The sequence below is a fragment of the Sulfitobacter sp. 1A13353 genome, assembly GCF_043557255.1.
Taxonomy (GTDB): Bacteria; Pseudomonadota; Alphaproteobacteria; order Rhodobacterales; family Rhodobacteraceae; genus Sulfitobacter; species Sulfitobacter faviae.
This window is the reverse complement of sequence record NZ_JBIFFS010000001.1, coordinates 444,425-455,880: the sequence shown is the minus strand read 5'-3', so window position 1 is coordinate 455,880 and position 11,456 is coordinate 444,425. Positions and strand designations below refer to the sequence as shown.

Below are 11,456 nucleotides of genomic sequence, written 5' to 3'. Positions count from 1 at the left end.
GAATGGCGGAACTTTTCCGATATTGCGGAAATTAGGCGTCTTGAACCACCAGAAAGGCGCGCACCGGCCCTTCGGTGGCGCGGATCGCATGGGGCACGTCGGCGGCATAGCGCGCGGTGTCGCCGGCCTGCAGCCGCTCGGTCCCGCTGCCGCTGGTGACCTCCACTGCGCCCTCGAAGACACTGAGATGCTCGCGCGCGCCGCGGGTGTGGGGCGCACTGTCGAGCACGCCGCCCTCGGCGATGAGCAATTCATAGACCTCGTGATGCCCGGCTTCCTCGGGCGGGGAGAGAATGCGAATGCGGCAACCGTCGCCCAGATTGCTGATCGTCGGCACGGCGGCACTCCGCAGCACCTCGATCTGCGGCTCGCCGGGGGCGGCATCGAGAAGACCGGCGAAGTCCACCTGAAGCGCGCGGGTGAGATTCCACAGCGTCGCGATGGTGGGGCTCGATTCGCCGCGCTCGATCTGGCTGACCATGGAGCGCGACACGCCCGAGAGCTTCGCCACGGCGTCGAGCGATAACCCCTGCCCCTGCCGCGCCTCTTTCAGGCGGGCGGGCAGCTGTGTCAGGATCTTGTCGGTGTTGTCCGTCATGGCGGATATGTCGCGCGGCGCCCCGCCCCTGTCAAGCTGTCGCATGACGGGACGTTTCTCCTGACTTTGCCGCGCCCGCCCCCCATAGTGCCGCCAACGATTAGAGGAGAGTTTCATGTCAGACGATATCGTCATCCTGAGCGGCGCACGCACCGCCATCGGCACTTTCGGCGGCGCGCTTGCCGCCACCCCGCCCACCAAGCTGGGCAGCACCGTCGCGGCGGCAGCAATGCAGCGCGCGGGCGTCGATCCGGCGCAGATCGGTCATGTCGTCTTCGGCACCGTCATCAACACCGAGCCGCGCGACATGTACCTCAGCCGCGTCGCCGCGCGCGACGCAGGCGTGCCCGACGAGGTGCCAGCGATGAACGTGAACCGTCTTTGCGGCTCGGGCGTACAGGCGCTGGTCTCGGCCACCCAGAGCCTGATGCTGGGCGATGCAGACTTCGCGCTGGCCGGGGGTGCCGAAAGCATGTCGCGCGCGCCCTATGTGCTGCCCGACGCCCGCTGGGGCCAGAAGATGGGCGATGCACGCAGCCTCGATATGCTGCTGGGCACGCTGAACTGCCCCTTCGGCACCGGGCATATGGGCGTGACGGCAGAGAACGTGGCGGACGAACACACGATCACCCGCGAGGAAATGGACGCCTTCGCCCTGCAAAGCCAAGAACGCGCGGCGGCGGCCATCGCGGCGGGGCATTTCAAGGACCAGATCGTGCCGGTCGATGTGAAGGTGAAGCGCGACATGGTGCCCTTCGACACCGACGAACACCCCAAATCCACGACCGCCGAGGCGCTGGCCGGGCTGCGTCCCGTCTTCCAGAAAGACGGCCGCGTCACGGCGGGCAACGCCAGCGGTATCAACGACGGTGCTGCGGCGCTAGTCTTGGCCCGCGCGGAGGCTGCGAAATCCGCCGGGCTGACGCCCCGCGCCCGCATCCTCGGCTACGCCCACGCCGGCGTGCGCCCCGAGGTCATGGGCATCGGCCCGGTCCCTGCCGTGCGCCGCCTGCTGGAACGCACCGGGCTGAAGGCCGATGACTTCGACGTGATCGAAAGCAACGAGGCTTTCGCGAGCCAAGCGCTGGCTGTGAGCAAGGAACTGGGCTTTGACCCGGCAAAGGTGAACCCCAACGGCGGGGCCATCGCGCTTGGCCACCCGGTCGGCGCGACGGGCGCGATCATCACCGTGAAGGCGTTGTATGAGTTGGAGCGGATCGGCGGCAAACGCGCGTTGATCACCATGTGCATCGGCGGCGGGCAAGGCATCGCCATGGCCATCGAACGTATCGCCTGAAGGCCGGGGGGCCGCGCGGCACCCTGCCCTAAAGCAGTGCGTCAATCAGGGCGATTGTGGTGGCCCCGGCCACACCGGACATCACCGCAGTCGCCGCGATATAGCGCCAGAAACGGGGGCGGCGCTCGGGCTGCTCTTCGGTCTGACGGTTCAGCGCCTGCTCGACCAGTCCCGGCAGACGCGGACCAAAGCGGGCCATGACCATCGCCGTGTCGCGCAGATCAGAGACAATGGCCCGGGGACCGAGCGACTTGGTGATATAGTCGGTCACGATGGGGCTGGCGACTTCCCAGATGTTGATATGCGGGTTGAGCGAGCGGGCGACGCCCTCGACCACGACCATGGTGCGTTGAAGCAAGATCAACTCGGTTCGGGTTTCCATGCCGAAACGCTCGGTCACCTCGAACAGATAGGTCAGCAGCCGCGCCATGGAGATGCGGGTGGCGTCCATGCCGAAAATCGGCTCGCCCACCGCACGCAGGGCGCGGGCGAATTCATCGACGTCCTTGTCGGCGGGGACATATCCCGCCTCGAAATGCACCTTGGCGACCCGCTGGTAATCGCGGCGGATGAAACCATAGAGAATCTCGGCATAGACCCGGCGGGTGTAGCTGTCGATATGGCCCATGATGCCGAAGTCATAGGCGATGATATCGCCGTTGGCCGCGACCTTGAGGTTACCTTGGTGCATGTCGGCGTGGAAATAACCGTCGCGCAGGGCGTGCTGGAGGAAGAGTTGCAGCACCCGTTCCGACAGCGCCACCCGGTCGTGCCCCGCCGCATCCAGCGCGGCATTGTCGCCCAGCGGCAGCCCGTCAGCCCAGCCCAGCGTCATCACGCGGCGGCCCGAATAATTCCATTTGATCTCGGGCAGTTGAAACCCGGCGTCGTCTTTGGTGTTGGCGGCGAACTCCGACGCGGCAGAGCTTTCGAGCCGCAGGTCCAGCTCCCCCCGCACGACGCCATCGAAATGTTCGATCACCTCCATCGGGCGCAGGCGGCGCGACCCGGGCGAGAAAATCTCGGCCATGCGGGCGGCGAGGTAGAAGGCGTCAATGTCCTTGCGGAAGGCTTTTTCGATGCCGGGCCGCAGGACTTTGACGGCGACCTCTTCGCCGCTCTCGGCCAGCCGCGCGTGATGCACCTGCGCGATGGAGGCCGCGGCGACGGGTTCGCTGAAATCGGAAAAGATCGCGCTGACCGGCTCGCCCAACTCCTGCTCGACCGCGCTGCGGGCCAGCGCCATGTCAAAGGGCGGCAACTTGTCTTGCAGCACGCGCAATTGCACCGCCAGATCGTCGCCCACCACGTCGGGGCGGGTCGACAGCACCTGACCAAATTTGATGTAGGCCGGGCCAAGCGCCGTAAGCGCGCGGGTGGCCGGTGGCATCGTCGGGTCGCCCTTGTAGCCCAGCCATTTGAACGGCAGGCCAAGCGCGCGGGCCACAAAACGCAGCGGCGGGGAGGCATCGAAAGCATCCAGCACCACATTCATCGCCCCGGCGCGTTCCAACGTCGCGCCCGTGCGGATCAACCGCCAGATGTTGTGCGGACCGCGCATCAGAGCTTCCAACCCGAATGCAGCGCCGCGATTCCCATCGAGAGGTTGCGATATTTGGCCTGACCAAAGCCCGCCGCGCGCAGCATCGACAGGAAAGTCTCCTGATCAGGGAAATTGCGGATCGATTCGACCAGATATTGATAGCTGTCGCGGTCGCCCGCGATGGCTTGGCCCATGCGCGGGATCACATTGAAGCTGTAGAGGTCATAGGCCTTCTGCATCGCCGGATTGGGCAGTTGGCTGAACTCCAACACCATCAGACGGCCACCGGGGCGCAGCACGCGGTACGCCTCGTTCAGCGCCTCTTGGGGGCGGGTGACGTTTCGGATGCCGAAGCTGATCGTGTAGACGTCAAAGGTGTTGTCGGGGAACGGCAGCGCCATCGCGTCGCCCACGACCCAATCGAGGCTGCCGGTCAGCCTGTCCGCCTCGGCCCGCTGGCGGCCTTCGACCAGCATCGGCTCGGTCAGGTCGAGCACCGTGGCATGGCCGTGTCCGGCACGTTTGAGGAATTTGAAAGACACATCGCCGGTGCCCCCCGCCACATCGAGCAGTTTCTGCCCGGGGCGCGGGGCGAGCCAGTCCATCATCGCTTCTTTCCAGACGCGGTGGATCCCCATACTCATCACATCGTTCATGATGTCGTATTTGCTGGCGACGGAGTTGAACACACCCTGCACGCGCCCGGCCTTTTCATGTTCGGGCACGGTCTCGAAACCGAAATGGGTTGTTTTGTCAGCGTCCTGGGTCATCTGCTCTTGCGATCCTCTGGTTCTGTCCCTTGTTATAGGGTGCCGGGGGGCAGGGACAATGCGTGCCTTTTGTCACAGGCAAGCCAGAGGGGAAACCGAGATGCCGGAACTGCCAGAGGTCGAAACCGTCCGCCGGGGGCTGGCCCCCGCGATGGAGGGCCAAGTGATCGCCCGCGCCGAGGTGAACCGCCCCGACCTGCGCTGGCCCTTCCCCGAGCAGATGGCCGAGCGGCTGACCGGACAGCGCGTCGGCCTGCTGCGGCGGCGGTCGAAATACATCCTCGCCGATCTGGCGAGCGGGGAATCGCTGCTGGTGCATTTGGGCATGTCCGGGCGAATGCTCGTTTCGGGGGACCCTTTGGGGCAATTTCAGCACAACCACCCCGCACCCGAGAAACATGACCATGTCGTGTTGCATATGGGTAACGGTGCGCGGATCACCTTTAACGACCCGCGCCGTTTCGGCGCGATGGATCTGATGCCCACCGCCGGGGCCGAGACACACAAGCTGCTGGCCTCGCTCGGGCCGGAACCCTTGGGCAACGACTTTCACGAAGCGCATCTGGTCGCCGCGCTGAAAGGCCGCAACACGCCGATCAAATCGGCGCTGCTGGATCAACGGATCGTGGCGGGCTTGGGCAATATCTATGTCTGCGAAGCGCTTTACCGCGCGGGGATTCACCCGGCCCGCAAGGCCGGGCGCATCTCGGCCACGCGGGTCGCCGGGCTGGTGCCGATCATCCGCCAAGTGCTGGCCGATGCGATCACGGCGGGGGGATCATCGCTCAAGGATTTTCGGCAGGCCGACGGCGAATTGGGCTATTTCCAACACAGTTTCGACGTCTATGGCCGCGAGGGCCAAGCCTGCCGCAGACCGGGCTGCGACGGGGCAATCGCGCGCATCGTGCAAAGCGGACGCTCTTCCTTCTATTGTCCGCGTTGCCAAAGATAACTTGAAACATGGGGGTGCCGTGGTATGCACATTCCCCTGAGCGCAACAACAAAGAGCATTCTTGATGGCTTACGAAACGATCACCGTGGACGTGGACAACCATGTGGCCCTGATCACCCTGAACCGCCCGGATGCGCTGAACGCGCTCAACGAGGCGCTGCTGGGTGAACTCGCCAAGGCGCTGAAAAGCGCGCAGGAAAACGACAAGGTCCGCTGCATCGTCATCACCGGCTCGGAAAAGGCATTCGCCGCCGGGGCCGATATCGCGATGATGCGCGAGAAAAGCTTTGTCGACGTCTTCATGGGGGATCTTTTCACGCCCGAGACCGATCAGATTCTGCGCGTGCGCAAGCCGATCATCGCCGCCGTATCCGGCTATGCGCTTGGCGGCGGCTGCGAGTTGGCGATGATGTGCGACTTCATCATCTGTTCGGAAAGCGCCAAGTTCGGCCAGCCCGAGATCAACCTCGGCGTCGTGGCGGGCATCGGCGGCACCCAGCGTCTGACCCGTCTGGTGGGGAAGTCCAAGGCGATGGACATGAACCTCACGGGCCGCTTCATGGATGCCGAAGAAGCCGAACGCTCGGGCCTCGTGTCGCGCGTGGTGCCGGTGAAAAAGCTGATGGAAGAGGCGATGGGCGCCGCAGCCAAGATCGCCGAGAAATCCATGATCTCGGCCACCGTGGTCAAGGAATGCGTGAACCGCGCCTATGAGGTGCCGCTGAGCGAGGGCTTGCTGTTCGAACGCCGCATGTTCCATTCGCTGTTCAACACCGAAGACCAGAAAGAAGGCATGTCCGCCTTCCTTGAAAAGCGCGAAGCGCAATTCCGCGACAAATAAGCGTCGCCCCCGGCGCGGCTTGCATTGCCGCGCCCGCTGCCTTATAGGCGGCACCAATACATGCGCGTGCAGCCCGCTCTGGCTAGAATCACCTACCCCAAAGGGGGGTCCGGATTTCCGGTCGGGTTGGCGTCACGCATTGCTACGCAACATATGAACCCGAAGGCTGATACTCATGGCAAACACCCGTCAATCCGCAAAGCGCGCCCGTCAAAACGAAAAGCGTTTTGCGATCAACAAAGCGCGCCGTTCGCGCATCCGCACCTACCTGCGCAAGGTCGAAGAGGCGATCACCTCCGGTGATAAAGAAGCCGCAACCGCCGCTCTGAAAGCCGCCCAGCCCGAGCTGATGCGCGGCGTCACCAAAGGCGTTTTCCACAAGAATACCGCGTCGCGCAAAATGTCGCGCCTGTCCGCGCGGGTCAAAGCACTGGGCTAATTTGGCTTCATCGCCAAGCCCTTAGAAACACAAGAGGCGCCGCATTGCGGCGCCTTTTTTCGTGCGGGTGCAGCGAAAAAAACACGCCAGAGATTCTTTTCCGGCAATCTCTGAGTCAAGATGGAAGATATGTTGAAGCGAACCGGAAACACTTGCTACCAAAGGTCCAGCGATTCATTTCGCTTGGGGGGACAGGCCCTGAACACGGCGTCAGCCAACTGGCAGAATGCCAAATTCAGGGGGGTGCAAGTGACCGTTCACAGACGGTCCCGCGCACCATCGTGAATGCTGCTGCCAGCACGTTTACCCTGTCGATGAGAACACGAACGGTTCGTTCAGCGCCTCTTGCGCCGGTTTACGGCACAGCAGGCTCATGGGCAGGCCATTCTTTAAAAGTCCGAAGGACACAGGTCGGTCATCCGCGTGGGACCGGGTGGATGACCTGTTGCCGGGTGAAACAATATTAAGGGCCGGGATCCACTCGGCCTCTGTGCGAAGAGCAAAGCGGGACGTAAGGCACGATGACATTAGATCACTGGGGCGAGATCAAAGAGCGGCTTCTAAAGACCGTGGGGCAGAACAACTACACCACCTGGATTGAACCGCTTGTGCCCGGCGCCGTCGAAGACGGAATCGTGACACTCAAAGTGCCGACGAATTTCTTCGGCAACTACGTCAGCCAGAACTTCTCGGACCTGATTCTGCATGAGATCAACGCGACCGGCACCGATGCCACGCGCCTGAACTTTGCCCTGAATCAGCAGCCCACCCCTGCCGCCGAAAAGCCCGCCCCGGCCGCACGTCAGACCTCGGCTGCCGCGAAACCTGCCGCCAATTCGCAGCTCAGCACCGCCCCGCTCGACCCGCGCTTCAGCTTTGACAATTTCGTCGTCGGCAAGCCCAACGAACTGGCCCATGCCGCCGCCCGCCGTGTCGCCGAAGGCGGCCCCGTGACCTTCAACCCGCTGTTCCTTTATGGGGGCGTCGGCCTTGGTAAGACCCACCTGATGCACGCGATTGCCCGCGAGCTGCATGAGCGCAAGCCCGAGATGAACGTGCTCTACCTCTCGGCTGAACAGTTCATGTACCGTTTCGTGCAGGCCCTGCGCGACCGCAAGATGATGGATTTCAAGGAAATCTTCCGCTCCGTCGATGTGCTGATGGTTGATGACGTGCAGTTCATCGCGGGCAAGGATTCCACGCAGGAAGAGTTCTTCCACACGTTCAACGCGCTTGTGGACCAGCATAAGCAGATCATCATCTCCGCCGACCGCGCCCCGGGTGAGATCAAGGATCTCGAAGACCGCGTGAAATCGCGCCTGCAATGCGGCTTGATCGTCGACCTGCACCCCACGGACTACGAGTTGCGCCTCGGCATCCTGCAAAGCAAGGTCGACGTGCAGCGCAAGACCTATCCCGACCTTGAAGTCGCCGATGGCGTGTTGGAATTCCTCGCGCATCGCATCACCTCGAACGTCCGTGTGCTCGAAGGTGCGCTGACCCGCCTCTTCGCCTTCGCCTCGCTGGTGGGCCGCGAGATCGACATGGGGCTGACCCAAGATTGTCTGGCCGACGTGCTGCGCGCCTCGGAGCGCAAGATTTCGGTCGAGGAAATCCAGCGCAAGGTTTCCGACCATTACAACATCCGCCTGAGCGACATGATCGGCCCCAAGCGCCTGCGCAGCTACGCCCGCCCGCGGCAGGTGGCGATGTATCTGTGCAAGCAAATGACCAGCCGCTCCCTGCCCGAGATCGGCCGCCGCTTTGGCGGGCGCGACCACACCACCGTCATGCACGGGGTGCGCCGCATCGAAGAACTCAAGGTCTCGGACGGTCAGATCGCCGAGGATCTGGAACTGCTGCGCCGGGCGCTCGAATCCTAAGCATAGCGGCCTGAGGGTTGTCCTCAGGACACGGTCAAACAGCGATCGGGGGCGCAGCTTGCGCCCCTCTTGCATTCACTTCAACAAATCCACAAAAGTTCTTGTGTAAGCGTGGGAACCGGGTAGTTTGCCTCTCCCGGCAGTCGGTATGGGAGAAGGCATATGAAATTCAGCATCGAACGCGCGGCACTGCTCAAAGCCGTTTCGCAAGCCCAATCCGTGGTCGAGCGCCGCAACACCATTCCGATCCTCGCCAACGTGCTGATTGAGGCCGAGGGCAGCGATGTTTCCTTCCGCGCCACCGATCTGGATATCGAAGTGGTCGACAAGGTCGCCGCGCAAGTCGAACGCGCAGGTGCCACAACCGTCTCGGCCACGCTGCTGCATGAAATCGTGCGCAAGCTGCCCGACGGCGCGCTCATTAGCCTCACCGCCGACACCGCCGCTGGCCGCCTGACGGTCGAAGCGGGCCGCTCTAACTTCTCGCTGGCCACGCTGCCGCGCGAGGACTTCCCGGTCATGGCGTCCTCCGAGTACGCCTCGAACTTCTCGGCCCCGGCCCCGGTGCTGCGCCGCCTGTTCGACAAGTCGAAATTCGCCATCTCCACCGAGGAGACGCGCTATTACCTCAACGGGGTCTACCTGCATGTGGCGGATGCCGAGGGCGGCAAGGCCCTGCGCTGCGTGGCGACCGACGGTCACCGCCTGGCACGCATCGACGCCGAGATGCCCGAGGGCGCGTCTGAGATGCCCGGCGTGATCGTGCCCCGCAAGACCGTGGGCGAGCTGCGCAAACTGCTCGACGATGATGAGATGGAAATCGCCGTCTCGGTCTCGGAAACCAAGATCCGTTTCGCCACCCCGGCCATCACCCTGACCTCGAAGGTCATCGACGGCACCTTCCCCGACTACACCCGCGTGATCCCGCAGGGGAACACCCGAAAGATGGAAGTCGACGCCGCCGATTTTGCCCGCGCGGTGGACCGTGTGGCGACCGTCTCGTCCGAGCGTTCGCGCGCCGTGAAACTGCAACTCGACGAAGACCGGCTGGTGCTGTCGGTCAACGCGCCGGACAGCGGTGCGGCGGAGGAAGAGCTGGCCGTGGCCTATGGCGACGAACGCCTCGAAATCGGCTTCAACGCGAAATACCTGCTGGAGATCGCAAGTCAGGTGGACCGCGAAAACGCCGTCTTCCTGTTCAACTCCTCGGGCGATCCGACCCTGATGCGCGAGGGCACCGATACCTCGGCGGTCTATGTCGTCATGCCGATGCGCGTGTGACGCTGGCGGAAATTTTCACAATTTCCGCGCCGTTTTCTTTCCAAGAAAACGGGGTCTGAATGGCGCAGCTGTATCTCTCCAACCTCGGCCTCTCGCATTTCCGCTCGCACAAACGCGCGGTGATCGACGTCGACGCGCGTCCCGTGGCGCTCTACGGCCCCAACGGCGCGGGCAAGACCAATGTGATCGAGGCGATCTCGCTCCTGTCGCCCGGACGCGGGCTGCGGCGCAGCAGCGCGCTCGACATGACCCGCCGTCCCGAGGCTTTGGGCTGGAAGATCACGGGGGTCTTGCACGGGCCAAGCGTGCTGCACGAGGTCGAGTTCTGGTCCGAAGGCGGCGCCGCCCGGCAGACTAAGATCGACGGCAAGGCCGCGGCCCAGACAGCGCTTGGCCGCATTGCCCGCGTGCTCTGGCTCATCCCCGCGATGGACCGGCTTTGGATCGAAGGCGCCGAGGGGCGGCGGCGGTTTCTTGACCGGGTGACCCTGTCGATGCTGCCCGATCACGCTGAACTGTCGCTGAGCTATGAAAAGGCCATGCGCGAGCGCAACCGCCTGCTCAAAGACATGGTGCGCGAGCCTGCGTGGTACGCCGCCCTCGAAGATCGCATGGCCGAGACCGGGGCGCAGATCCATGCCAACCGGCAACAGGCCCTCACGGCCCTCGCGAGCGCGCAGGAGGAGGCGCAGACCGCCTTCCCCATCGCCACGCTGATGCTGCAAAACGACATGCCCGACAGTGCCGAGGGGCTGCGCCTGGCGCTGTCGGACAACCGGATGCGCGATGTCGCCGCCGGCCGCACGCTGATCGGCCCGCACCGCGCGGACCTCGAGGGCACCTATGCCGCCAAGGGCATCGCCGCGCGGGATTGCTCCACCGGGGAGCAGAAGGCGCTGCTGGTCTCGCTCATCCTCGCCAATGCCCGCGCCATCGCCGCCGATTTCGGCGCGCCGCCGATCCTGCTGCTGGACGAGGTGGCTGCGCATCTCGACGCGGGGCGCCGCGCGGCGCTTTACGACGAGATCACGGCACTCGGCGCGCAGGCCTGGATGACGGGCACGGGGCCGGAGCTGTTCGACAGCCTCGGGGACCGCGCGCAATATGTGGAAGTGACCGAGGATGACGGCCTCTCGAATGTGGCGCGTCAGCCATGACGCTCTCGCCCACCGACCTGCTCCTTTACTGCGGCGCGCTGCTGATCCTCTTCCTCACCCCCGGCCCGGTCTGGCTCGCGATGATGGCCCGGGCGCTCTCGGGCGGTTTTCAGGCGGCGTGGCCGCTGGCGCTTGGCGTCGCGATCGGCGACATGCTCTGGCCGTTGGTGGCGGTGCTGGGGATTACTTGGATCGTCTCGGCCTTCGACACGCTTATGGAGGTGCTGCGCTGGACCGCTGCACTGGTGTTCATCGCCATGGGGTTGAGCCTGATCCGGCAGGCGGGCGCGAAGATCGACACCGATAGCCGCCTCACCCGCCCCGGCATGTGGCCCGGTTTCATCGCGGGGCTGGTGGCGATCCTCGGCAATCCCAAGGCGCTGCTCTTCTACATGGGCGTGCTGCCCGGCTTCTTCGACCTGCGCGCGGTCACCGCCCCCGACATCGGGCTGATCCTTGCCGCTTCGGTCATCGTGCCGCTCGTCGGCAACCTCGTGATCGCACTCCTAGTGGGCCATCTGCGCGGCTTTCTGACCGCTCGGCGCACCCTGCGACGGATCAATCTGATCTCCGGCGCGATGCTGGTTTTCGTGGGCCTGATCATCCCCTTCGCCTGACACAAAATCTTGTGTCATTCGCGTGACAATGCCGGTCGAAAACACTATAAATCGGGCAAACGATAAGGGTTTTTTCCG

The 11,456-nt window shown here is 64.1% G+C and carries 11 protein-coding genes; 8 read left to right on the top strand and 3 right to left on the bottom strand.

What is annotated here, in order from left to right:
* Nucleotides 1–31 precede the first annotated feature (31 nt).
* A complete protein-coding gene (locus tag ACGYLO_RS02225) occupies nt 32–598 on the bottom strand; it encodes a helix-turn-helix domain-containing protein (protein WP_067261174.1) in 567 nt (188 codons plus the stop codon).
* Between the two features lie 115 nt (nt 599–713).
* On the opposite strand from ACGYLO_RS02225, the gene ACGYLO_RS02220 reads away from it, so the two are divergent.
* Nucleotides 714–1,895, top strand: a complete 1,182-nt coding sequence (locus ACGYLO_RS02220; protein ID WP_271688574.1) for an acetyl-CoA C-acyltransferase family protein — start codon at nt 714–716, stop codon at nt 1,893–1,895.
* Between the two features lie 28 nt (nt 1,896–1,923).
* Here the strand turns inward: ACGYLO_RS02220 and ubiB are convergent, their stop codons facing one another.
* The gene (gene ubiB / locus ACGYLO_RS02215) at nt 1,924–3,456 is read right to left on the bottom strand and encodes a 2-polyprenylphenol 6-hydroxylase (protein WP_271688575.1); all 1,533 of its coding nucleotides are present in this window, start codon (nt 3,454–3,456) and stop codon (nt 1,924–1,926) included.
* On the bottom strand, nt 3,456–4,208 hold the full coding sequence (gene ubiE, locus ACGYLO_RS02210; RefSeq protein ID WP_271688576.1) for a bifunctional demethylmenaquinone methyltransferase/2-methoxy-6-polyprenyl-1,4-benzoquinol methylase UbiE: 753 nt from the start codon (nt 4,206–4,208) through the stop codon (nt 3,456–3,458). The genes ubiB and ubiE overlap by 1 nt, the downstream gene beginning before the upstream one ends.
* Before the next feature lie 100 nt (nt 4,209–4,308).
* On the opposite strand from ubiE, the gene mutM reads away from it, so the two are divergent.
* The 7 genes from mutM (at nt 4,309) to ACGYLO_RS02175 (ending at nt 11,378) form a co-directional block, all read left to right on the top strand.
* Nucleotides 4,309–5,160 carry a bifunctional DNA-formamidopyrimidine glycosylase/DNA-(apurinic or apyrimidinic site) lyase gene (gene mutM / locus ACGYLO_RS02205; RefSeq protein ID WP_271688577.1) on the top strand — a complete coding sequence of 284 codons (852 nt, stop codon included), beginning with the start codon at nt 4,309–4,311 and terminating at the stop codon, nt 5,158–5,160.
* 64 nt (nt 5,161–5,224) lie between these two features.
* Nucleotides 5,225–6,001 carry an enoyl-CoA hydratase gene (locus ACGYLO_RS02200; protein ID WP_067261165.1) on the top strand — a complete coding sequence of 259 codons (777 nt, stop codon included), beginning with the start codon at nt 5,225–5,227 and terminating at the stop codon, nt 5,999–6,001.
* A 175-nt stretch (nt 6,002–6,176) separates the two neighbouring features.
* Nucleotides 6,177–6,440 carry a 30S ribosomal protein S20 gene (gene rpsT / locus ACGYLO_RS02195; protein ID WP_067261164.1) on the top strand — a complete coding sequence of 88 codons (264 nt, stop codon included), beginning with the start codon at nt 6,177–6,179 and terminating at the stop codon, nt 6,438–6,440.
* Nucleotides 6,441–6,961: 521 nt separating this feature from the next.
* Nucleotides 6,962–8,323, top strand: coding sequence for a chromosomal replication initiator protein DnaA (gene dnaA, locus ACGYLO_RS02190; RefSeq protein ID WP_136720544.1), 1,362 nt, complete (start codon nt 6,962–6,964; stop codon nt 8,321–8,323).
* Nucleotides 8,324–8,485: 162 nt separating this feature from the next.
* Nucleotides 8,486–9,604 (top strand): DNA polymerase III subunit beta, encoded by a 1,119-nt coding sequence (gene dnaN, locus ACGYLO_RS02185; RefSeq protein WP_209216850.1) that lies wholly within the window; start codon nt 8,486–8,488, stop codon nt 9,602–9,604.
* A 59-nt stretch (nt 9,605–9,663) separates the two neighbouring features.
* The gene (gene recF, locus ACGYLO_RS02180; protein WP_271688578.1) at nt 9,664–10,761 is read left to right on the top strand and encodes a DNA replication/repair protein RecF; all 1,098 of its coding nucleotides are present in this window, start codon (nt 9,664–9,666) and stop codon (nt 10,759–10,761) included.
* Nucleotides 10,758–11,378 (top strand): LysE family translocator, encoded by a 621-nt coding sequence (locus ACGYLO_RS02175; protein WP_271688579.1) that lies wholly within the window; start codon nt 10,758–10,760, stop codon nt 11,376–11,378. Before recF ends, ACGYLO_RS02175 begins: the two co-directional genes overlap by 4 nt.
* Nucleotides 11,379–11,456 lie beyond the last annotated feature (78 nt).

Excerpts from the sequence above, each read along its gene's own strand:
- ACGYLO_RS02220 (WP_271688574.1), top strand. The coding sequence starts at position 714 with ATGTCAGACGATATCGTCATCCTGAGCGGCGCACGCACCGCCATCGGC.
- ubiE (WP_271688576.1), bottom strand. The coding sequence starts at position 4,208 with ATGACCCAGGACGCTGACAAAACAACCCATTTCGGTTTCGAGACCGTG.
- dnaA (WP_136720544.1), top strand. The coding sequence starts at position 6,962 with ATGACATTAGATCACTGGGGCGAGATCAAAGAGCGGCTTCTAAAGACC.
- ACGYLO_RS02175 (WP_271688579.1), top strand. The coding sequence starts at position 10,758 with ATGACGCTCTCGCCCACCGACCTGCTCCTTTACTGCGGCGCGCTGCTG.
- dnaN (WP_209216850.1), top strand. The coding sequence starts at position 8,486 with ATGAAATTCAGCATCGAACGCGCGGCACTGCTCAAAGCCGTTTCGCAA.
- rpsT (WP_067261164.1), top strand. The coding sequence starts at position 6,177 with ATGGCAAACACCCGTCAATCCGCAAAGCGCGCCCGTCAAAACGAAAAG.
- ubiB (WP_271688575.1), bottom strand. The coding sequence starts at position 3,456 with ATGCGCGGTCCGCACAACATCTGGCGGTTGATCCGCACGGGCGCGACG.
- ACGYLO_RS02225 (WP_067261174.1), bottom strand. The coding sequence starts at position 598 with ATGACGGACAACACCGACAAGATCCTGACACAGCTGCCCGCCCGCCTG.
- mutM (WP_271688577.1), top strand. The coding sequence starts at position 4,309 with ATGCCGGAACTGCCAGAGGTCGAAACCGTCCGCCGGGGGCTGGCCCCC.
- ACGYLO_RS02200 (WP_067261165.1), top strand. The coding sequence starts at position 5,225 with ATGGCTTACGAAACGATCACCGTGGACGTGGACAACCATGTGGCCCTG.
- recF (WP_271688578.1), top strand. The coding sequence starts at position 9,664 with ATGGCGCAGCTGTATCTCTCCAACCTCGGCCTCTCGCATTTCCGCTCG.